At 65.0% G+C, this 20,014-nt stretch carries 16 protein-coding genes; 7 read left to right on the top strand and 9 right to left on the bottom strand.

What is annotated here, in order from left to right:
- Positions 1–15 precede the first annotated feature (15 nt).
- Entirely contained in the window at positions 16–993 is a 978-nt protein-coding gene (locus tag AC56LN_RS19740; protein ID WP_499574325.1) for a helix-turn-helix domain-containing protein, read from the top strand.
- Here AC56LN_RS19740 and AC56LN_RS19735 read toward each other — a convergent pair.
- The 6 genes from AC56LN_RS19735 to AC56LN_RS19710 all read right to left on the bottom strand — a co-directional run bounded on the left by AC56LN_RS19735 (position 990) and on the right by AC56LN_RS19710 (position 10,943).
- On the bottom strand, positions 990–2,294 hold the full coding sequence (locus tag AC56LN_RS19735; RefSeq protein WP_499574324.1) for an MFS transporter: 1,305 nt from the start codon (positions 2,292–2,294) through the stop codon (positions 990–992). The two genes, AC56LN_RS19740 and AC56LN_RS19735, sit on opposite strands and share 4 nt — an antisense overlap.
- Positions 2,291–4,591, bottom strand: coding sequence for a family 20 glycosylhydrolase (locus AC56LN_RS19730; protein WP_499574323.1), 2,301 nt, complete (start codon positions 4,589–4,591; stop codon positions 2,291–2,293). The genes AC56LN_RS19735 and AC56LN_RS19730 overlap by 4 nt, the downstream gene beginning before the upstream one ends.
- Positions 4,592–4,637: 46 nt before the next feature.
- Positions 4,638–7,271 (bottom strand): TonB-dependent receptor, encoded by a 2,634-nt coding sequence (locus AC56LN_RS19725; protein ID WP_499574322.1) that lies wholly within the window; start codon positions 7,269–7,271, stop codon positions 4,638–4,640.
- A 135-nt stretch (positions 7,272–7,406) separates the two neighbouring features.
- On the bottom strand, positions 7,407–8,786 hold the full coding sequence (locus tag AC56LN_RS19720) for an HD-GYP domain-containing protein (RefSeq protein ID WP_499574321.1): 1,380 nt from the start codon (positions 8,784–8,786) through the stop codon (positions 7,407–7,409).
- Positions 8,787–8,997: 211 nt separating this feature from the next.
- Positions 8,998–9,633, bottom strand: coding sequence for a hypothetical protein (locus AC56LN_RS19715; protein WP_499574320.1), 636 nt, complete (start codon positions 9,631–9,633; stop codon positions 8,998–9,000).
- 167 nt (positions 9,634–9,800) lie between these two features.
- A complete protein-coding gene (locus AC56LN_RS19710) occupies positions 9,801–10,943 on the bottom strand; it encodes a serine hydrolase domain-containing protein (RefSeq protein WP_499574319.1) in 1,143 nt (380 codons plus the stop codon).
- An 83-nt stretch (positions 10,944–11,026) separates the two neighbouring features.
- Here AC56LN_RS19710 and AC56LN_RS19705 point away from each other — a divergent pair, with 83 nt between their 5' ends.
- Positions 11,027–12,013, top strand: coding sequence for an LLM class flavin-dependent oxidoreductase (locus tag AC56LN_RS19705; protein WP_499574318.1), 987 nt, complete (start codon positions 11,027–11,029; stop codon positions 12,011–12,013).
- 68 nt (positions 12,014–12,081) lie between these two features.
- Here the strand turns inward: AC56LN_RS19705 and AC56LN_RS19700 are convergent, their stop codons facing one another.
- Together AC56LN_RS19700 and AC56LN_RS19695 are read right to left on the bottom strand one after the other, a co-directional pair.
- Positions 12,082–14,859: a M16 family metallopeptidase gene (locus tag AC56LN_RS19700; protein WP_499574317.1), complete on the bottom strand. Its 2,778-nt coding sequence runs from the start codon at positions 14,857–14,859 to the stop codon at positions 12,082–12,084.
- A gap of 137 nt (positions 14,860–14,996) precedes the next feature.
- Positions 14,997–16,160 carry a PQQ-dependent sugar dehydrogenase gene (locus AC56LN_RS19695; protein WP_499574316.1) on the bottom strand — a complete coding sequence of 388 codons (1,164 nt, stop codon included), beginning with the start codon at positions 16,158–16,160 and terminating at the stop codon, positions 14,997–14,999.
- Positions 16,161–16,271: 111 nt separating this feature from the next.
- Here AC56LN_RS19695 and mepK point away from each other — a divergent pair, with 111 nt between their 5' ends.
- Genes mepK through AC56LN_RS19675 form a run of 4 tightly spaced genes read left to right on the top strand, consistent with a single transcriptional unit; the run spans position 16,272 to position 18,458 of the window.
- Entirely contained in the window at positions 16,272–16,862 is a 591-nt protein-coding gene (gene mepK, locus AC56LN_RS19690; protein ID WP_499574315.1) for a peptidoglycan L,D-endopeptidase MepK, read from the top strand.
- A 46-nt stretch (positions 16,863–16,908) separates the two neighbouring features.
- Positions 16,909–17,691, top strand: coding sequence for a hypothetical protein (locus tag AC56LN_RS19685; protein WP_499574314.1), 783 nt, complete (start codon positions 16,909–16,911; stop codon positions 17,689–17,691).
- On the top strand, positions 17,688–17,996 hold the full coding sequence (locus tag AC56LN_RS19680; protein WP_499574312.1) for a hypothetical protein: 309 nt from the start codon (positions 17,688–17,690) through the stop codon (positions 17,994–17,996). Before AC56LN_RS19685 ends, AC56LN_RS19680 begins: the two co-directional genes overlap by 4 nt.
- Positions 17,997–18,014: 18 nt before the next feature.
- On the top strand, positions 18,015–18,458 hold the full coding sequence (locus tag AC56LN_RS19675; RefSeq protein WP_499574310.1) for a thioesterase family protein: 444 nt from the start codon (positions 18,015–18,017) through the stop codon (positions 18,456–18,458).
- A gap of 56 nt (positions 18,459–18,514) precedes the next feature.
- On the opposite strand, the gene AC56LN_RS19670 is transcribed toward AC56LN_RS19675, so the two are convergent.
- A complete protein-coding gene (locus tag AC56LN_RS19670) occupies positions 18,515–19,009 on the bottom strand; it encodes a DUF3016 domain-containing protein (protein WP_499574308.1) in 495 nt (164 codons plus the stop codon).
- Positions 19,010–19,174: 165 nt separating this feature from the next.
- Here AC56LN_RS19670 and AC56LN_RS19665 point away from each other — a divergent pair, with 165 nt between their 5' ends.
- A complete protein-coding gene (locus AC56LN_RS19665) occupies positions 19,175–19,912 on the top strand; it encodes a DNA-formamidopyrimidine glycosylase family protein (RefSeq protein ID WP_499574306.1) in 738 nt (245 codons plus the stop codon).
- Positions 19,913–20,014: the final 102 nt, after the last annotated feature.

Genomic DNA, 20,014 nt, shown 5'->3' with positions numbered 1-20,014 from the left:
TTCAGTAACGCTGTCATGACGATCCGCGATATGCCACCGACCCACGCCGCCCTTGCCCACAGCATGCCTCCTGCCGTCCCGTGCGTGACGCCCCGGGTGCCGGTCTCGCGCCTGTCGCGCCTGTACGAGGTCATGGACCTGATGCTCGACTCGGTCGGCGATCCGCTGGCCCTGGGCAGCCTGGCGGCATCGGCCAGCTATTCGAGCTACCACTTCGACCGCATCTTCCGTGAACTGACCGGCTTTTCGGCGGTCGAATACCAGCGCAAGCGGCGCCTGCGCCGCGCCGCGCACCTGCTGCGCCATGAACCGGACGTGCCGGTCGGGCGCATTGCGCAGGATTGCGGTTTTCCGTCCAACGCGGCATTCGCGAAGGCCTTTCGCCAGCAGTTCGGCATGCCGGCCAAATCCTGGCGCGACGGTGGCTGGCGCGTATACATGGATGCCCAGGTCGGGCGCGAAAGCGATGTCAGTTTCTTTGTCGCCGAGCCGGGCGAACTCACCGCGCTGAACGCCCCTTACTGCGCGCCCGTGCCGGGCAGCGTTGCCGCGCGCGTCACGCTGCGCCAGTTACCGGCCGTGCAGCTGCGCTACCAGCGCTTCTTCGGCCAGTCCGGCGCGGCGCTGTCGCTGGCATGCAATGCCTTCATCTGCGCGCAGGAAAGCGCTGGCATTCCCCGCGGCGCGCCGTGGTACGGCGTATTCGACGAAGATCCGGGATTTACGGGCGAGCGCGAATACTGCTACGACTTTGGCTTCGACGCCGGCGTGCTGGCCGACCCGGGCCTCGGCCTGCGCGTGCTGCCGGCCGGGATGGTGGCAATCCTCGAGTTTCGCGGCGAGTGGCCGCGCTTTCGGGCGATGTACGAAGACTGGCTCGAGCACCAGAGCGTATGGCGGCTCGATGCAACGCGGCCCCATGTCCAGAAGGTCGCGCGCACCGAAGATGGCGGGTGGCAGGGCTGGCTGGCCCTGCCAGTCAAGCGGCGCTAGTTTTTCTCCACCGCGTTATCAGGCGCCTCGATGCGCATGAAGCGGCTCAGCACCAGCACCGGCAGCGCCGCCACCAGCACCCACAGAAAGAAATCGCGATAACCCAGCGCCTGCTGGATGTCGCCGCTGATCGTGCGAAACAGCACAAACCCCAGTTGCATGAAGCCGGTGCCCAGCGCGTAGTGCGCCGCCTGGTACGGGCCACTGGCGACCACCTGCATGATGAACAGGATCACGCCCACAAAACCGAAGCCATAGCCGAACATCTCGAGCCCCAGCGCACTGACGATCAGCGGCATCGAGACGGGCTGCGCGTCGCTCAGGTACCAGAACACGGCGTTGGGCAGGTTCATCGCCAGGATCAAGAGCGGCAAGGCGCGCTTGAGACCCAGCCAGGCCGTGAAGTAGCCACCGGCAATGCTGCCGATCAAAAAGGCCGCGGTGCCGACCGTGCCATACACCCAGCCCACCTGGGCGGTGCTCAAGCCCAGGCCACCGGCCTCGCGCGCGTCGCGCAGGAACAGCGGGCCGATCGACTGGATCTGCCCTTCCCCGGCGCGAAACAGGATGATGAACAGGATCGCCATCCAGATGCCCCGCTTGGCAAAGAACGTCTTGAACACGTCGACCAGCGTGGCCTTGACGTCGCGCGCATGACGGATCCGTCCCGCGAGCTTGGGCGTGGCCGGCAGCGCGTGCCAGTGGTACAGGCCCAGCGTCACCATCAGGCCGCCCAGCAGCAGGAATACGACAGTCCAGGCGGAAGCAATGCCGAAGCGTTCTTCGAGTTCGCCGGCCAGGATCAGGAGCCCGCCGAGCGAGAGGAATTTGGCGGCGTTGAAGAACGCGCCCTGCCAGCCCGCATACGCCGCCTGCTCGCGCGATGTCAGGCTGCTGATATAGATGCCGTCGGCGACGATGTCGTGCGTGCTCGAGGCCAGCGACACGATCGCCAGCAGCCCAAGGCACAGGGCAAACCACATCGGCAGTTGCAGGGCCAGCGCGACCAGGGCCAGGCACGCGCCGCCGAAGATCTGGCACGTGACGACGGCCATGCGCCGGCTCGGCGCCAGTTCCAGGAACGGACTCCACAACGCCTTGAAGGCCCAGGCCAGGCCAAGAAGCCCCGTCCAGCGGGCGATCTGATCGTTCGGCACGCCCATGCTCTTGAGCATCTGGCCGGCGACCAGCGCCACCGCATAGAACGGCAAGCCCTGCGCCAGGTACAGCGTGGGCACCCACGACAGCGGATGGCGCCGTGGCGCATGGTGGACCGGGGCAGCGACCAGCGTCTCGTTCATGGCGATTCCAGGTGTAGGGTGACGATGCGGCTCACGCGACCGTGCGTGTCGATGCTGGCCAGTTTCACGATGCGCACGCCGTGCACAGGCACCGGGTCGGCGTAGCGCGGGCTGGTGGTATCAGGGTCGGAGCCATCGACAGTGTAATGCAGGCCCAGGCCGGGAAAGGCGGTATTTGCCCGCAGCAGGCCGTCCTCCACCAGGGCGCCCGGCGGCGGCAGGCGGTAGCGCCAGCCGTGGCGATCGAGGCGCGGCAATTCGCGCCGGCCAAGACGGTTGGCGAATTCGTTCCAGTCCGGATGACTGTCCTGTGGCGACCACGCGCGTTCGGCCAGCCCGAGCAGGCGTGGCATCGCGAGATACTCGAGGCGCGCGCGCGAACACACGTTCTCGCCCCAAAGCTGGCCTTGCAGTCCCGTGATGCCGGCGCTTGGGGCCAGATCGAACGCATCGCGCGTGCCGACAAAACCGGCCCAGTAGTAGCCCGGCTCCAGCGGATGCTTGGCGTGGGCGAAATCGAAATACAGGCTGGTGGCATTGGCCAGCACGACGTCGAAACCGGCCACGGCCAGTTCGGTCGCGCAATCGCGTTCATGCGGCAAGCCGCCGTTGTTCCAGACGTAGACGTGAAAATCGCGCCCGGCCTGGCGCCGGTCAGGCGCCAGCATGCCATCGGCGCGGGGTGTCAGCGCCGTTTCTTCCCAGCCCGCAAACGCAATGCCATGCCGCGCCAGGATCGCGCGGCAGCGTGCCTGGAAGTCGTCGCGCAACGCGCGCACATCCGTCCAGCCATGCGCGCGCATGCTGGCCTGGCAGACGGGCGAACCGACCCAGGCGCCGCCAGGGACTTCGTCGCCGCCCGTGTGCAGCACCTGCAGCGGCATATCGGCTGCGCGGTACAACGCAGCCACTTCAGTGACGACGGTGTCGATGAAGCGGTCGACCGACGGCAGCGCGATGCACATCACGTTGTCGTGCCACAGCTGCACCGATTCGTAAGCCGACGTATCGGCCGGATCGCTCAGCAGATATTCCTCGGCGCCGGCAAGGTCGCCCGCCGCCAGCAGGCGCGCATGGCGCATGCGCATCGCTTCGACCGCCGCGCGCGCGTGGCCCGGCAGATTGAATTCGGGGATGACGTCGATGTGGCGCGCTTTCGCATGGCGCAGGATCGTCATGAACTGGTCGGCCGTATAGAAGCCGCTGCCGCTCGATGCATCGATGGCGGCGCCGGAGCCGAACGACGGTGGCAAGCAAGCGCCAACACCGCGCTGCGCGCCGACGGCGGTCAATTCGGGCAAGGCGGCAATCGCCAGGCGCCAGCCTTCGTCGTCGGTCAGGTGAAAATGGAAGCGGTTGAGTTTATACGCGGCCATGCAGTCGAGCAGGCGCAGCACGGTGTCGACGCTGGAAAAGTGGCGGCCGACGTCCAGCATCATGCCCCGATAAGCGTAGCGCGGCGCATCCTGCACCGCCCCCAGCGGCAGCACGCCATCGGACGACACCAGCTGCGCCAGGCTTTGCAGGCCGTTGAAGACGCCGTGCGCACTGGCGCCCCTGAGCACCACGCCCTGATCATCGATGTTGAGCGAATACGCTTCATCCCCGGCTTCAGCGACCGGGCCGATGGCGAGCGTCACCGCGCCCTCGCCCGGCGGCAGGTCGGCCAGCAGCGCGCGCAGGAACCGCACTTCGTTGTCCAGCCCTGCCCCGTCCACGATCGCCGCGTCGCGTCCCAGCCGGTACTGGCCGCCGGTGAAGCGTGCCGCCCGTGGACGCGGGGTGAGGCGCCCGACCTCGGCCTCGGGCAGGTACGACAGCGCCGCGTTCTGCGCAAAGCGCCAGGCCGCATCGGCGGTAGGCACCGCGTCGCTCCGGTTGCGGTGCCGCTGCTCGGGGCGCACGAACGGCGCGATAACCGGGTCGCCCAGGTCGACGGCCGTGCCGCCCTGCCCCGGCAGCAGGTAAAAGCCCAGCGGCGCATCGGTGATGCTGATTGCCCAGTGCAGCGCCTCGTAGTCGAGCATGTGCGTCTGCCCCGGCAGCCAGGCGTCGCCCCCTGGCATCGACAGCGCAAACAGGTCGCCATTGACGTGCGCGATGGCGTAGCCGGTGCTGACCGTCTCGGCCAGGATCTTGCGGCAGGTGTTGAAGTACAGCGTCCAGCCGGATGCGATGGGGGCGGCGCCATCGTTGCGCAGCACGAGGCGCGCAGCGAACGCGTCGTCGCGGATGAAGTTGCTCAGGCATTCCCAGGCGATGTGGATCGCCGGGCCGCCATCGGATCGGTCCGTCATGAGTGTCCAGTTGAAGGCGGGGCGGCCAAAGCCGCCCCTGGGCTGATTACAGCTTGCCGCGCAGGCCGAGGTAGAAGGTACGGCCGTTCGAGTAGAAGGCGCGTGGCCGGTCCTCGTTTTCGGCGTACATCTTGATGGTCTCGTTGGTGAGATTGAGCGCATCGAACGTGAGCGTGAAGCGTTCGCTCAGCTTGACGTTGATCGAGCCCGCCAGCGACGGCATGTCGTCCACGTGCTGGCTCGCGCCACGGTCCACGCCGGCCTTGTACTTCGAGCGCCAGTTGTAGGCCAGGCGCGCCGAGAAGCGTTCGTTCTCGAAGTAGCCGGTCACGTTGTAGGTGTTGCGCGACGAGTTGATCAGTTCACCGCCATCGTCGAGTTCACCGTCGGCGAACGTGTAGTTGACCAGGAAACCAAAGTCACGCGCCACCGGTTGCTGCCAGCTCAGCTCCACGCCGCGATTGCGCCCGCTCGTGTTGTACGGCGACGTGATCTGGTACTCGGTCAGCGTGCTGCGCTTGTTGTTGTAGTAGGTGCCGGTCGACGTGCCCTGCGCCACGATCGAGCGCAGGTCCATGTAGAACAGGCCCGCCGAGAGCAGCGCTTTCGGCGCGTAATACCACTCGGCGCCGATGTCGAAGTTGGTCGAGCGCACCGGTTCCAGATTGACGTTGCCGCCGTTGCCGCTCAGCGCGTCGTCGTTGAGCGACACCGAGCCGCCCAGCGCGCTGTAGTCGGGGCGCGCGATGGTCTTGGCCAGCGCCGTGCGCAGCACCAGGTCGGGCGTCACGTTGTACTTCAGGTTGGCGCTTGGCAGGTAGTCGCGGTAGGTGCGCTTGAACGTCGTCGGCGTGTAGGCGCCGAAGGCGGAACCGGTGATCGGCGCCGGGCCGCCCGGCAGGTTGACGATCGTGTTCTGGCGCGTCTCGACGGCGCGCAGGCCGACATTGCCGCTCCAGCCATCGCCGCCGAAGTCGACCATGCCGTACAGCGCGGCCGTCTTCTCGCCCACTTCGAATTCGTTCATCCAGTTATGGCGCAGCACGTAGTCGAGCAGGCGGTTGCCGGGAATCGCGCCCCAGGCGCCCAGCGCCGCGCCGTCGTACTTGAAGTAGTTCGATGCGACATTGCCGCCCAGGTCATTGCCGAAGTCGCTCGGGTACAGCTGGCCGTTCCAGGCCGGACCGGGATTGGAAAAGCCCAGCGGGCCGGGGCGGGTTTCGAGCGGATGCTCGGCAGTGCGCTGGTGATCGGTCCAGCGCGCGCCAAAGCGCACCGCCTGGAAGGTCGGATTGTCCAGGCGCAGCTCGCCGTCGAGCTGTGCGTACTGTTCCTTGTCCACCGATTGCGATTCGCCGCCGCCGGCCCACGCGGTCGAGCCGGGCGAGACCGTGTTGCCGCCGGGGTAGCTGACCGAGGCCGGCGACAGGCCGTTCAAGCCATACACCATGCCGCCGTCGACATTGTTCTGGTAGTAGACGTCGTCGCGGTCCCAGCCCACGCCGCGGGTCTTGCCCAGCTTGCCCGACAGCGAGAAGCGCTCGTTGACGCGCCACTTGCCGTTCAGGTCGAGGTACCACGATTCGCCGCCCGCATCCGGACGATAGATATTGTCGACCTCACCCGCATTGCGGGTGAATCCGGCAGCCACCAGCGTGTTGTTGCGCACGACCGGATTGATGGGAATCAGGTTCAGGCTATTGATCGAGTTGGCTGGCGCGGCCAACCAGTTGGTGTTCTGGTGCGGCGCTTCGAGCTTCGAATAAAAGCCATTGAAGTCCAGCGTCAGGTCGCGGTTCGGGCGCACTTCGATATCGAAGGCGCCGCCTTCGCGCTTCTTCTCCTGCTCGAACAGCGCGGCGCCGATGAAGGTCGGCACGACCACGCCGGCCAGCGCCGGATTCGCGATCGCCGCGGCACTGGTCGCACTGATCGGGGTGTAGCCGAGGATTTCCTGGCCATCGCGCCGCACGGATGATTTCTCGGAGAATCCCTGGATCAGGATGCCGGCCGTGTTGGCGGCGTTCTTCCAGTTCACGAGGCCCGACAGATGCGGCTTGGTCTCGCCGGACAAGTCGTTGTAGTTGGCCTGCACCGAACCTTCGACGGTCAGTTGCTGGCGGAAGTCGAGCGGGCGGCGCGTGATGACGTTGATGGCGCCGGAAACGCCGCCTTCGACCAGGTCGGCGGTCGGGCTTTTCTGGACCACGATCGAGCCGACCAGCTCGGACGGCAGCAGCGAGAAGCTGCTCGAGCGGCCGACATTGCCGCCGATCTGGTTCAGCACGAACCAGTCGCCGGTGCTGATCGCGTGGCCGTTGAACAGCGTCTGTTGCAGGCTCGGGCTGGTGCCGCGCAGGCTGACGCGGTCGTTTTCGCCGAAGCCGCCTTCGCCACCGGCGGACGACTGCGTGTTCACGCCGGGCAGGCGGGAGATGGCGTCGGCCACGTTTTTATCGGGCATCTTGCCGATGTCTTCCGCAGTGACCACCTCGACGACGGCGTCGCTGTCGCGCTTCTGGCGCAGCGACTGTTCGAGCGCAGCACGCACGCCCGTCACCACCACGGTCTGCGGCGCCAGCACCGGCGCTTCCTGCGCGCCTGCCCCGCTCACCGCCAGGATTGCCACCGCCGCTGCGATCGCGGTCCGCTGATACTGCCGTGCCTTCAACTCATTCATGTGCGCTCCAAAAAACCAGGTTGGCTATCGGGTGTTAGAGAGCGCATTGTGGTGGCATCCGGGATGCCGTGTTTGTCAAATCTTGCTATCCGGAAGAGGAATTCATCACACTGACATATGAATGTGGCAGCAGATTCAGGGCGCCGGGAACGGCACCAGCGCCAGCCCGCGCTTGAGCGCATCGAAGCAGGCCGGGTCGAGCGCGGTGCCCACGGTCTTTTCCATCATCTCGAGTGCCTGCGGGATCGGGATCGCGCCGCGGTACGGGCGCTCGGCGGTGATGGCGTCGAAAATGTCGGCGGTGGTGATGATGCGCGTTTCGAGCCGGATGTCGTCCGCATGCAGGCCGCGCGGGTAGCCATTGCCGTCGAGCCGCTCGTGGTGGGCGCCGGCAATCGACGCCAGTTCGGCGAACGCCGCGATGCGGCCCAGAATGGTTTCGGTGTACTCGGCATGCTGGCGCACGGCGCTCCATTCGTCGCGGTCGAGCGAGCCGGCTTTGTCGAGCACGCTGTTGCTCACGCCCAGCTTGCCGACGTCGTGCAGCAGCGCGCCACGCTTGAGCCAGCGGCGGCGCTGCGCCGACAACCCGAGCGCCTCGCCGATCATGTCGGTGTACAGCGCCACGCGCGCGCTGTGGCCGCTCGTGTACGGACTCTTGGCGTCGACGACCTGGCCGAAGGCGGTGGCGATGTCATCGAGGTAGTCTTCGTCGAGCGCGACTTCGTGGCCAGCCGGCTCGAGGGCGAACACGGCGCGGTCCAGGTCCGGCGCGGCGAGCTTGCGCCAGAACGCGTCGTCCAGCGCGACCTGTTCGAACGCTGCCACCAGCACCGGATCGAACCAGCTGCCGGCGCGCGCGGTGGCTTCGCGCAGCGCAGCCTCGCGTCCGCCATCGGTGTGGAACACGTCGATCACCTGCGCCAGCAGCGCAATGCGCGCATAAATCGGGATCGCATCACCCACGAGCTGGGCCGGCTTGCCCTTGCCGTTGACATGTTCGTCGAGCGAATAGATGCCTTCGGCCACGCCTTCGGGGAAGCGCAGCAGGCGCGCGATGTCGGCGCCGCGCTGGCAGCGGGTGGCGATCAGGCCCTGTGCAATCTCGGGACCGTCGCGCAGGATCGTCATGACGCTGCGGAACCGCTCGGCCAGTCCGGCTTTCAGGCCGGTATGCTTGAGCACGAACCCGAGCACCTGCGGCAGGCTGTCGCCTACCGTCTTGAAACTGCGCTTGAAGTCGAGATCGTCAGTCATATACAGCTCGCAGATGCGGGCCGCATTGCTGCTGCAGCCAAGGTCCTTGAGCAGCAGCGTGTAATACAGCTCCCACAGTTGGTTGTCATCCAGGCCGGCGACGCGACCGATATGCATCCCGATCCAGCAGCAGCGCACGCAGTGGCCAGCAGGCTGGCCTTCGGTAATGTCGAGCGCATAGCTCAGCGCGCCGATCAGCTCGGAGAGCTTCATGGCGCTCGGGGCCAGCATCTCGTGCGGCGCGTCGGGGTGCATCATAATTAGTTCCGTATGGCAATAATTATGAATGGTACGCCACAACATCCGTGGAAAATCACCACGACCATAATATTGACAACCGATGCGGCGCGGATACCACAGATGATCGTCGTACGCGGTTGGTACGCCGCATACGACAACACCGGCGCGAGGCCGGTGTTGTGCTGGTGGCGGCTAAGCCACCCTTAGTGCTGACGCATTGCTTGTGCTATCAATAACCGCGGCCGGTGGTGCCGGTGGTGCCCGTTCCGGTGGTACCCGTGGCAGTACCGTTGCCGGTGGTGCCCGTGGTGCCGGTGCCTGCAGCGCCGCTGGTGCTGCCGGTCACGCCGGTCGTGCCGTTATTCATCGTACCGGTCATGCCGGTGGTGCCCGTAGCGCCGCTGGTGCTGCCGGTCACGCCGGTGGTGCCGCTGGTACCGGTAGCACTGCCGGTGGTGCCGGTCATCCCGCTGTTACCCATCGAGCTGCTGGTGCTGCCGGTCACGCCCGTGGTGCCGCTGGTGCCGGTACGGCCCGTGGTACCGACCGTGCCTGCACGGCTGTCGACGACGCCTGCCGAGCCGGTGGTGCCGGTCATCGGCGTGGTGCTGCTGCGGCGGTCGGTTTGCGGCGTCATCGTGCTGGTGCCGGTGGCGCTCATCGACGAGCGGCCCGTTGCATCCTGCATGCTGCTACCGGTCTGGCTACCGACCTGGCCCGAGGTGCCTGCCATGCCGGTGCCCGTTGCAGTACCGGTACGGCCCGTGGCGCCTGCCGTCGTGCCCGTTTGTGCGTGGACCGCAGTGGCGCCCAGCATGGCGACCGTCAGCGATGCGCCGATCATTCCTTTGAGTAGCTTGTTCATGGTGTTCTCCTCAATTGTTTTGTATCGCGTGCCCGACACATGATTGCGTCAAGTCATGAATCGAGTGTACGGGCACCGTCAATATGGGCGCGCACAATACCGCTCGGAAATATTAAATCGTCGCCCAACAGCGCGCAATTTGCCGCCAAATGCCGCCATTTTTTTGTTTATTGTTGAGCTGACAATGCTGCAACGGCCGACAGTGTCCCGAGCTCGTCGTAGAGTGGCAGGATGCTGTTGCGGTCGTCTGGATACACCCGGTTGGACAGGAACACATAGAAGCTGCGCGTCTGCGGATCGACCCATAAAATGCAGCCGGTAAATCCCGTGTGGCCGTAGCTGCCGACCTGGTAATGCCTGCCGCGCGGCCGACGCGCGAACGGCGAATCGATGTCCATCCCCATGCCGCGCAGTGCCGCGATACCCGGTGGCGACTGCGCAGTGCTCAGCAGGCGCACGCTGTCGGCGTGCAGCACACGCACGCCATCGAGCTCCCCGCCGGCAAGCAGCATGCGGGCAAAGCGCGCGACATCCCGCGCGGTCGAGAACACACCGGCCGAGCCGGCCACGCCACCCATCCTGCGTACTGTCGGATCGTGAACATGGCCTTGCAGCACGGCGCCCGGGGCCAGATCGCGCTGCGCGCTGGACATGCTTGCCTCGACATCCGCCGCGCCACGCTGGGTGGGTGCGATCGTCCGCCCGTCGCAGCGCGCCAGCGGCCGATAGCCGGTGTCCCACATGCGCAGCGGCGCAAAGATGCGCTGCCAGGCAAACGCGTCCAGCGGCACGCCGGCCACGCGTTCGATCACCACGCCAAGCAGGATGTAGTTGATGTCGGAATAGCGAAATACACTGCCCGGCAGATGCGTCACGCGTTCGAGCGAAGCCAGCAGCAGCGCCGCTTCCCTGCCCTGCCACGCCGGACTTGCTGGCAGGCCGGCCCGCAAGCCCGACGTGTGCGTGAGCAATTGACGCACCGTGATCGCATCCTTGCCGCCGCCCGCGCACTCGGGAAGGTAGCGCAGCAACGGGGCGTCGAGGTCGATCTGGCCGGCTTCGTGCAGCAGCAGGATCGCCGGCGCCGTGACCAGCACCTTTGTCAGCGATGCAACGTCGAACACGGTGTCGCCGGTGACGGGCGCGGCATCCGGCCCAAAGTCGAGACGGCCATACGCGCGCTCGGCACATGCGATACCCCGTTCCAGCCGGTACACCGCGCCGGGCAGCGACCGGGCCGCGACGGCAGCGTCGATGGCAGCATCGATTGCGGCCAGATGATACCCGTTAAAGCTATTTTGCGCGCTCATGGCGACATGATAGCTTGACAAGCGGCCAGTGCCGTTTTGGGGACCCTCGCACGCGTTTTTTCGCATCGGCGTATCATTGTTCCATGATCCCTTTATCGATACTCGACCTCTCGCCGATCGTGCAAGGCAGCGATGCGGCAACTTCCTTCAAAAGCTCCCTGGACCTCGCGCAGCACGGCGAACGCTGGGGTTACAACCGTTACTGGCTCGCCGAACACCACGGCATGCCGGGCATTGCGAGCGCCGCAACTGCGGTCCTGATCGCCCATGTGGCGGCCGGCACGTCCACAATCCGCGTGGGCGCCGGCGGCATCATGCTGCCAAATCATGCACCGCTCGTGATCGCCGAACAATTCGGCACGCTCGCGTCGCTCCATCCGGGCCGGATCGACCTCGGCTTGGGCCGGGCGCCTGGCTCCGACCATACCACGGCGCGCGCGCTGCGCCGCAACCTGGCGTCGGATGCCGACGAGTTCCCGCAGGACGTCGTGGAACTGATGGATTACTTCGCCGGCTCGAGCCGCCGGCAGGTGCTGGCCGTGCCGGGCGCAGGCCTGGACGTGCCGCTGTGGATTCTCGGTTCCAGCCTGTTCGGCGCGCAACTGGCGGCGCATCTCGGCCTGCCGTATGCGTTTGCGTCGCACTTCGCGCCGCAGATGATGATGCAGGCAATCGACATGTACCGCAGCAACTTCCGTCCATCGGCGCAACTGGCCGAGCCGTACGTGATGCTCGGTTTCAATGTGTTCGCGGCCGATACCGACGAAGAAGCGCATCTGCTGGCCACCTCGATGCAGCAAGCGTTCGTCGCGCTGCGCACGGGCAATCCGGGCAAACTCAAGCCGCCGGTCAGCGGTTACCTGGAAGCGCTGGACATGCCCGAGCGCATGATGCTCGACAGCGTGCTGGCCTGCTCGGCCATCGGTTCGCGCGACACCGTGGCCGCCCAGCTGCACGCGTTCATCGACAAGACCAAGCCGGACGAGATGATGATCACGTCGCAGATCTACGATCATGCAGCGCGCCTGCATGCGTACGAGATCACGGCCGACATCCGGCGCAACAGCTGATTGTTGAGACGTAAAAAAAGCCCACCCGGCGCATGCCGGGTGGGCTTTTTTACGTTCGTACCACGTGATTACAACGGCTTGCCATCCGCATCAATGCGGCGCACCTCGCCCAAGTTCAGCGCGCGCACGTCCTTCTCCACCTTGCTCATGTCCCCCACCACGACCCACACCAGGCGATCGGTCAGGAAGCTGCGCGCGGCCAGCGCATTGGCCTGCTCGGGCGTGAGCGCCAGCGCCTTCTCGGTGTAGGTGTTGTAGTAGTCGTCCGGCAGGCCGTACTGCACGATGGTCGTGTAGGCGCCGCCCAGCTGGCCGGCCGTCTCGAAGCTGCCCGGCAGGCGCAGCGTGCGGTTGTCCTGCGCGAATTTCAGCTCGGCGCCCGTGATCTGGCGCTCACCCGCCACGCCCTTGTATTCGCGCACCAGTTCCTTGAGCGCGTCGCCGGTCCTGTCGGTCTGCACCGGCGAGATGCTCATGAACGTACGCTGGCCGACGGCCGGCTGCACCAGGCTGCGCACGCCATACGACCAGTGCTTGTCTTCGCGCAGGTTCATGTTGATGCGCGAGCTGAAGGTGCCGCCGAACACGTCGTTGACGATTTCCAGCGGCAGCGACTCGGGGCTGTTGCGCGGCGGCGCCAGTTGCGCGCCGACGATCACGCTTTGCAGCGCGCCCGGGCGGTCGATCAGGTACACGAGCGGCTTGCCTGGCGCGGGCACGGTGGCGATCACTTTCTTCGGCACCGCGCCGCCCTTCCAGCCGCCGAATGCTTTTTCGAGCATCGGCGTGATCTCGGCCAGCGTCGTGTCGCCCACGACCAGCAGCGTCGCGTTGTTCGGCTTGAACCAGGTCGCGTGGAAACTGGCCAGGTCGTTCCGGGTCATGCGGCCCACGGCGTCCTCGGTACCGTTGGCGGTACGCGCATACACGTGGCCCTGGCCATACATCAGGGCCGGCACGACACGCAGCGCGATGCCCTGCGGATCGACTTTCTCGCGCGCGATCGCGGCCAGGCGGTCTTTCTGCAGGCGCGCGAACTCGTTCTGCGGGAACGCCGGATTGCGCACCAGGTCCGCGTACAGGCCGAGTGCCTGCGGCAGTGTCGCCTTGAGCGCATTCATGCCGACAAAGGCGCCATCCAGATTGATGCTGGCGCCGAAGGTCGCGCCAAGGCGTTCGAGTTCTTCGCCGATCTCGAGCGACTTGCGCGTGGCCGTGCCTTCTTCGAGCATGCGCAGCGTGAGGCTGGCCACGCCCGGCAGGGCGGCGCTGTCGGCCGAATAACCGCTGTCGACCATCATCTGCAGGTTGACGACCGGCGCTTCATGGCGCTCGGCCAGCACCACCTTCAGGCCGTTGGTCAACGTAATGCGCTGCATCGGCGGCAATTTGAGCGACATCGCCTTGCCGGCGACCGGTTCCTTGCTGCGATCGAGCTGCGTGTCGGTGGCGGCCAGGCCGGTCGGGAACGGATCGATCTGCAGCACGTAGTCGCCGTCGCTGAGCCAGTCGTTCATCGCCTTTTTCACCGTGGCCGGCGTGGCCTCCTTGATGCGCTGCAGATAGACCTTGTAGCAGTCCGGATTGCCGGTGAAGGTCTGGCACGAGGCCAAGAGGTCACTCTTGCCGCCAAAGCCGCCGACGCGCTCGATCATGCGCGTGTACTGCGCCAGGATCGTGGTTTTGGCCAGGCGCAGCTCGGCGTCCGTCGGGCCGGTTTTCATCAGCGCGCGCAATTCGTCGTCGGCAGCCTGTTCCATCTTCTTGACGTCGGCGCCGGGGCGGGCCGTCAGCGTCAGGTCGAACTGGCCGCCGATTTCCGACGAATCGTCGCTTGCCGTGGCGCTGGTGGCCAGCTGGTCCTTGTAGACCAGGCGCTTGTACAGGCGCGACGTCTTGCCGCCGCCCAGCACGCGCGCGCCCAGGTCGAGCAGCGCTTCTTCCGGCGTGTGCGCGCCTGGCACGTTCCAGGTGCGGTAGATGCGCGTTTGCGGTACGCGGTCCTGCGCCAGCGTGCGGTGCGTGCCGGTGCGCTTGGCGATCCAGGCATCGTGCTTGGCCAATGGCGGGCCCGGTGGAATCGCACCATAGTATTGCTCGACCTTCTTGCGTGCTTCTTCCGGCGAGATGTCACCTGACAGCACCAGCACCGTGTTGTTCGGGCCGTAGTTCTGCTTGAACCAGTCCTGCACATCGGTCATCGAGGCGGCATCAAGGTCGGCCATCTTGCCGATCACGGTCCAGGAATACGGGTGGCCAACCGGATAGGTGTTTTCCACCAGCAGCTCGTAGGCGATGCCGTAGGGCTGGTTCTCGCCCTGGCGTTTTTCGTTCTGCACGACGCCGCGCTGGATATCGAGTTTCGTCTTGTCGACCGTGCCCAGCAGGTAACCCATGCGGTCGCTCTCGGCGAACAGCGCGTAGTCGAGCATCGAGGTCGGCACGTTCTGGAAGTAGTTCGTGCGGTCCTGGCTGGTGGTGCCGTTCAGGTCAGTGGCGCCGACCTGCTCCATCGCATTCAGGTAGGTTTTCTTGAAGTTGTCGCTGCCGCTGAACATCAGGTGTTCGAACAGGTGGGCAAAGCCGGTCTTGCCCGGCTTCTCGTTCTTCGAACCGACGTGGTACCAGGTGTTGACGGCCACCACCGGTCTCTTGCGGTCTTCGTGCACCAGCACGGTCAAGCCGTTCTTCAGCGTGAACTTGGTGTACTTGATGTCCGGGATCGGGATGTCGGGCGTGCTGGCAGCGGTGGCCGAGGCGGCAGGCGCGGCTTGCAGCGCGGAGGCGCCGAAGATCAGCGCAAGTGCTGCCGCGAGGTGGGTGATGCGACGAACGGGAATTGCCATGCTGCGCCTCCTGAATGGGTCGGGAAAGAACCATTCTAGGCACGTTTCAGTTGGTCAACAAACAAAACAGCGTATGCATGTCTCGCGGAGCGACAACCCATGCGCAGCGCATCGCGCGCCACGCATGGTGCATGGTGTTACTTGGGCACGATCCGCAGCAGCGTGCTCCTGGCTTCATCGGTCAGCACGTACAGTTGGCCATCCGGCCCCTGGCGCACGTCGCGCACACGCTGGCCGACCGGGATCAGCTCTTGCGCCGTGACCTTGCCGGCAGCGTCAAGCTGCACGCGGCGCACGTCCTTGCCGGCCAGGCTGCCGCTGAACAGGCTGCCCTGCCACTGCGGGAATGCCTTGCCGGTGTAGAAGGCCAGGCCCGACGGCGCCGGCGACGGGGTCCAGACAACGATCGGCTGCACGGTGCCCGGCACGACCTTCTTGCCGATCGGCTCTCTGGTCGAATAATCCAGCGTGTAGCTCTGCAGCGGCCAGCCGTAGTTGTTGCCCGCTTCGATCAGGTTGATCTCGTCGCCGCCGCGCGATCCGTGCTCGCTGGCCCAGACTCGCCCGGTTGTCGGATCGAGCGCCAGGCCCTGCACGTTGCGGTGGCCATGGCTGTGGATTTCGGCCAGACGATTCGGCTGCGCTTCGTCCGCGCCGGTGCCGACCGGCTTGCCGGCGTCGGTCAGGTGCAGGATCTTGCCCTGGTGCGTGGCCAGGTTCTGCGCCTGGTCGCGGGCGAGCATCGTGCCCACGCGCTGCGGTGTGTTGCCGCCATCGCCAATGCTCATCAACAGCGTAGTATCGGGCAAGAACAGGATGCGCGAACCGAAGTGCTGGCCACCGTTCTTGGCTTGCCTGACGGAGAACACTGTCCTGATGCCGGTGACGCGCTTGCCATCGAACGTGCCCATCACCAGCGCCGTGCGGTTCCTGGCATCGGTGCCGCTGGCGATCGTCATGTAGATGCGGGGATTGGTCTTGTCGCCGGGGTGCACCGCGATGTCGAGCAGGCCACCCTGCCCGCCCGTAAACAGGTTCGGCAGCGGATCCATCTTCACGCGCTGGAACGTTTTGCCATTGAGCATATGCAGCGTGCCGCCCTTGCCCGTGACGAGCATGCGGCCATCGGGCAGCCAGGCCATGCCCCAGCCCTGCGGCACGCCAGTGGCGACCGTTTCCAGTTGCCAGCCTTTGGCCAGTGGCGGCTTGTCGACGGGAGCGACTTCCTGGGCCAGTGCAGCGCCTGCCAGCTGGGCCAGTGCGACTGCCAGGGTGACGCGCAAAACCCGGTTTTTGTGCATGAATTTTGCGTCCGTACTCGGCATAAGCAAATCTCTCAAAAACAGTTAAATACTTGACATCGTAGCTGAAATGTCGCGATTTTCTGCAAATTGTCTGCACGATTGCGGCAAATGGCGTATCATCGATTGCTCACTGAACCAGCGCAAGGACTCCCTTCAATGATTCAACGACGTACCATCCTCAAAAGCGGTCTCCTCCTCGCAGCATCCTCCCTCAGCCTTCCCACTCTTGCCAAAAATTCATCGATTGCCACCGGCGATTGCTGTTTGCGTTTCTACAATACGCACACCGGTGAAAAGCTGACGAGCACGTTCTGGGAGCAAGGCGAGTTCATCCCTGATGCGCTGGGCGACATCAACAAGGTGCTGCGGGACCACCGTACCAACAAGATTGCGGACATCGATCCCGAACTGTTGCTGCTGCTCGGCCAGCTCAATGGCAAGCTTGGCAACAGCAAGGAATTGCACATCATTTCGGGCTACCGCGCGCCGGAATCGAATGCGTTCCTGCGTGGCCATGGCAGCGGCGGCGTTGCCAAGCGCAGCCTGCACATGGAAGGCAAGGCCATCGACATCCGCCTGCCAGGCACCGATCTGCGCAACCTGCAAAAAGCGGCCATGTCGCTCAAGGGCGGCGGCGTCGGCTATTACGCCAGCTCGCAGTTCGTCCACATGGATACCGGCCGCGTGCGGTATTGGTAATCACTTGATGCGGTCGTCCATCGTCCGTGTCGTTGCCGGACTGGCCATGAGCGGCCTGTTCATGGCTGCGGCCGCAAACCTGCCGGCGCATGCTGCCGGCCAGAGTACCGTCACCGTCAAGTCCACCCGCGACCCGGTCGACAAGTCCTACCGCAAGATGATCCGCGGCATGGAACGCTTCGAACGCGAACGCGCCTTTGCGCCGAACGCGACCCTGCGCTTCCAGTTGTTGCCGCGACTGCCGAACGTCGACATGCGCGGCATCACGCTGCGTGTGGCGGGCGATACTGTCTCGGTGCCCGTTCCTGTTGATGAGCACAATTTCTTTGTCCTGCCGCGTAACGGGCAAGCCTTGCAGGAAGACGCCGCCGTGCTCGCCAGTCGCAAGACGGCCAGCATGACCTGGCGCGCGCGCATCGAAACGCCGGGCGTCCCGGCCGGCATGCGCCGCCTGGGCGATTTGCGCCTGGAATGCCGCGTGGGCAAGGAGGCAGGCCTCGTCTCCAACAGTTCGCCGCTGTTCGGTTGGATCTCGGATGCGCTCGACTCGCCCGAAGGTGTCTGTACGAGCCCGGATGGCAATTACCTGTTCTTCGCCGAGCGGCCGATCTTTGCAGTCACGCTGCGCGCCGGTGAGCGCGTGGAAACGCTGCCGTTTTCGATGCTGTACGCGGGCGGCGACCAGACGCCGGACATGCTGCCGTTCTGCGATTGCCAGGTGCTGCTCGACCGCACCTATTACGTGCCGTTGTGGGATGCGAGCTGGCCGGACGATACGCTCGTCGAGTTCACGTATATGGTCGACGAACCAGGCGGGGTGACGCCATGAGCGCCGCACGCCTGCTGCTGTGCGCCGCGCTCTTGACCGGCTGCGCCACGCAGAATGCTGCGCCGCCCGGCGCACAAGTGCTGGCCGAGCGGCTGCGACAGACCGTCGTTGCCGGCCAGACCACGAAGGCGCAATTGCTGGCAGCATTCGGCCCGACAAAGAATGTACGCTTCGACAGCGGTTTCGAAGCCTGGGTCTACCAGTCACCGGCAGGCGACGGCCGCTTTGCCGAGTTCGTCGTGCTGATCGACCCGGCCGGCATCGTCGCAAAAACCCGCACCCGCGCGCCTGCCCCGGCACCTTAGTCCAACCAGGATCAACACATGCCCCGTCTGCAACTCGACTTTCCCGACGACCAGTTCTACTTTTCGACCGTGCTCACGGTGCGCGCTACTGACATCAACGCGGCCAACCACGTCGGCAACGAATCGATGATCGCGATGGTGTCCGAGGCCAGGTCGCGCTTCCTGTTCGAGTTCGGCGTGCCTGAGACCGGACTCGATGGCAACGGCATCATCGTGACCGACCTCGCCACCATCTACCGCGCCGAAGCGTATCGCCGCGACGAGCTGCTGTTCGACGTCGGCGTCATGGACTTCAATAAGTATGGCGGCGACCTGATCTACCGGATCACGCGCCCGCGCGATGGAACGCTGATTGCCATGGCCAAGACCGGCTTTGTATTTTTCAATTACACAGCGAGCCGGGTATGCCCGATGCCGGACGATTTTCGCGCCAGATTCCCGCGGGTCAACCGGGTCGACTAGCCCATAACAAAACGGCGCCCCGAGGGGCGCCGTTGTTCTTTGCAGCCAGCAAATCCTTAACCGCCGCGCTTCTTGCCGATGATTGTTTCATCGAACCACTCGTCGATCATGCGCTTCTCGGCGCGCAGGCTGTCGGTGTCGCTGAAGCGGCCAATGCGCTGCATGTAGTTCATGTCGGCCAGGCGCGCATCGCCACCCTTGAGCACTTGCCCGTTCTGCGTCAGCGAATAACGCAGGTTGATGATCGGCCAGTCGGCCGTGCCTTTCAGGATGCGCAGGTCGCGACCGCTGTTGAAGTTCGGGTACTCGCGCCCGGCCAGATCGATGTCCGTGATCTCGATCGCGAGGTCCTGCCCTGCAGGCAGTTTTTCGCCAAGCTTGGTGAAATAGGTACTCAGTTCTTCCAGCACCTGTTTGCGCTCCCATGGGGCAAACGGCAGGTCGGCGAATTTGTCGGACTCGATGTAATTGACGGTCACGCCCGCCGAGGCGGCGCCGGCGGCCAGCGCGAAGAGGCCAGCCAGGGCGGTTTTGATCAGTGTCGATGTCATTGCTTGCGCTCCTTCTCGATGCGTCATGTACGCAGTATCCACTTACCAATATACGCCGCTTCCCACGGTTCCGCTCGTCTCGAAACGTTGGAACTTGTATCCAAATGTTAGGTCCCGAACATGACCAAAAGACGGTGCCGTCGAGAATGCAGCAAGGAGGTCACCATGCCAGAAGGTCCAACGCTGTACATGCTGAAGGAACAGACCACGCGCTTCGTGGGGCAGGAGATCGTGCGCGCCAGCGGCAACCTCAAGACACTCGACCCGGCGCGCCTGGTGGGCCAGCACATCACCGGACTGCACACCTGGGGCAAGCACTTCCTGATCGAGACGCCCGACGTCATCCTGCGCGTCCACTTTCTGCTGTTCGGCACCTATCGCATCGACGAAGACCGCGACAAGCCACCGCGCCTGTCCATCGGCGTGAAAGACGGTGGCGTCATGAACTTCTATGCCTGCGCGATCCGCGAGCTTGATCGCGCCACCTTCGACGCCTACGACTTCAGCGCCGACGTGATGGGCACTGCCTGGGACCCGGTCAAGGCCCGCAAAAAGCTGCGCGCTGCGCCGGACATGCTGGCCTGCGACGCCCTGCTCGACCAGGACATCTTCTCGGGCGTGGGCAATATCATCAAGAACGAGGTGCTGTTCAGGATTCGGGTCCATCCCCTGTCGACGGTGGGCGCACTGCCCGCGCCGAAGTTGCGCGCCCTGGTCGACGAAGCGCGGCAGTACAGCTTTGACTTTTTGGGCTGGAAAAAGGCGTTCACGCTCAAGGAGCACTGGCTGGCGCACGCCAAAAAAATCTGCCCGCGCTGCGACATCCCGCTCATGAAGGCCAAGCTCGGCGTATCGGACCGCCGCAGCTTTTATTGCGAGCGTTGTCAGAAACGCTATACCTGAGCGCACCTGTCACGTCGCCGCAACAAGGTGACCGACGCATGGAGAAGATGTTACGCGCACCGGTCACAATTTTAATATTGCTTGTTGTTAAGGTTCATGGGG

The sequence above is a fragment of the Telluria sp. ZT3P26 genome, from assembly GCF_059686035.1.
This window is presented reverse-complemented; position numbering and strand designations above follow the sequence as displayed.

What these genes read in the sequence shown, in the direction of transcription:
- AC56LN_RS19695 (WP_499574316.1), bottom strand. Translation starts at nt 16,160, where the DNA reads ATGCACAAAAACCGGGTTTTGCGCGTCACCCTGGCAGTCGCACTGGCC.
- AC56LN_RS19725 (WP_499574322.1), bottom strand. Translation starts at nt 7,271, where the DNA reads ATGAATGAGTTGAAGGCACGGCAGTATCAGCGGACCGCGATCGCAGCG.
- AC56LN_RS19715 (WP_499574320.1), bottom strand. Translation starts at nt 9,633, where the DNA reads ATGAACAAGCTACTCAAAGGAATGATCGGCGCATCGCTGACGGTCGCC.
- AC56LN_RS19685 (WP_499574314.1), top strand. Translation starts at nt 16,909, where the DNA reads ATGAGCGGCCTGTTCATGGCTGCGGCCGCAAACCTGCCGGCGCATGCT.
- AC56LN_RS19675 (WP_499574310.1), top strand. Translation starts at nt 18,015, where the DNA reads ATGCCCCGTCTGCAACTCGACTTTCCCGACGACCAGTTCTACTTTTCG.
- AC56LN_RS19670 (WP_499574308.1), bottom strand. Translation starts at nt 19,009, where the DNA reads ATGACATCGACACTGATCAAAACCGCCCTGGCTGGCCTCTTCGCGCTG.
- AC56LN_RS19710 (WP_499574319.1), bottom strand. Translation starts at nt 10,943, where the DNA reads ATGAGCGCGCAAAATAGCTTTAACGGGTATCATCTGGCCGCAATCGAT.
- mepK (WP_499574315.1), top strand. Translation starts at nt 16,272, where the DNA reads ATGGCGTATCATCGATTGCTCACTGAACCAGCGCAAGGACTCCCTTCA.
- AC56LN_RS19735 (WP_499574324.1), bottom strand. Translation starts at nt 2,294, where the DNA reads ATGAACGAGACGCTGGTCGCTGCCCCGGTCCACCATGCGCCACGGCGC.
- AC56LN_RS19730 (WP_499574323.1), bottom strand. Translation starts at nt 4,591, where the DNA reads ATGACGGACCGATCCGATGGCGGCCCGGCGATCCACATCGCCTGGGAA.
- AC56LN_RS19665 (WP_499574306.1), top strand. Translation starts at nt 19,175, where the DNA reads ATGCCAGAAGGTCCAACGCTGTACATGCTGAAGGAACAGACCACGCGC.
- AC56LN_RS19740 (WP_499574325.1), top strand. Translation starts at nt 16, where the DNA reads ATGACGATCCGCGATATGCCACCGACCCACGCCGCCCTTGCCCACAGC.
- AC56LN_RS19705 (WP_499574318.1), top strand. Translation starts at nt 11,027, where the DNA reads ATGATCCCTTTATCGATACTCGACCTCTCGCCGATCGTGCAAGGCAGC.
- AC56LN_RS19720 (WP_499574321.1), bottom strand. Translation starts at nt 8,786, where the DNA reads ATGATGCACCCCGACGCGCCGCACGAGATGCTGGCCCCGAGCGCCATG.
- AC56LN_RS19680 (WP_499574312.1), top strand. Translation starts at nt 17,688, where the DNA reads ATGAGCGCCGCACGCCTGCTGCTGTGCGCCGCGCTCTTGACCGGCTGC.
- AC56LN_RS19700 (WP_499574317.1), bottom strand. Translation starts at nt 14,859, where the DNA reads ATGGCAATTCCCGTTCGTCGCATCACCCACCTCGCGGCAGCACTTGCG.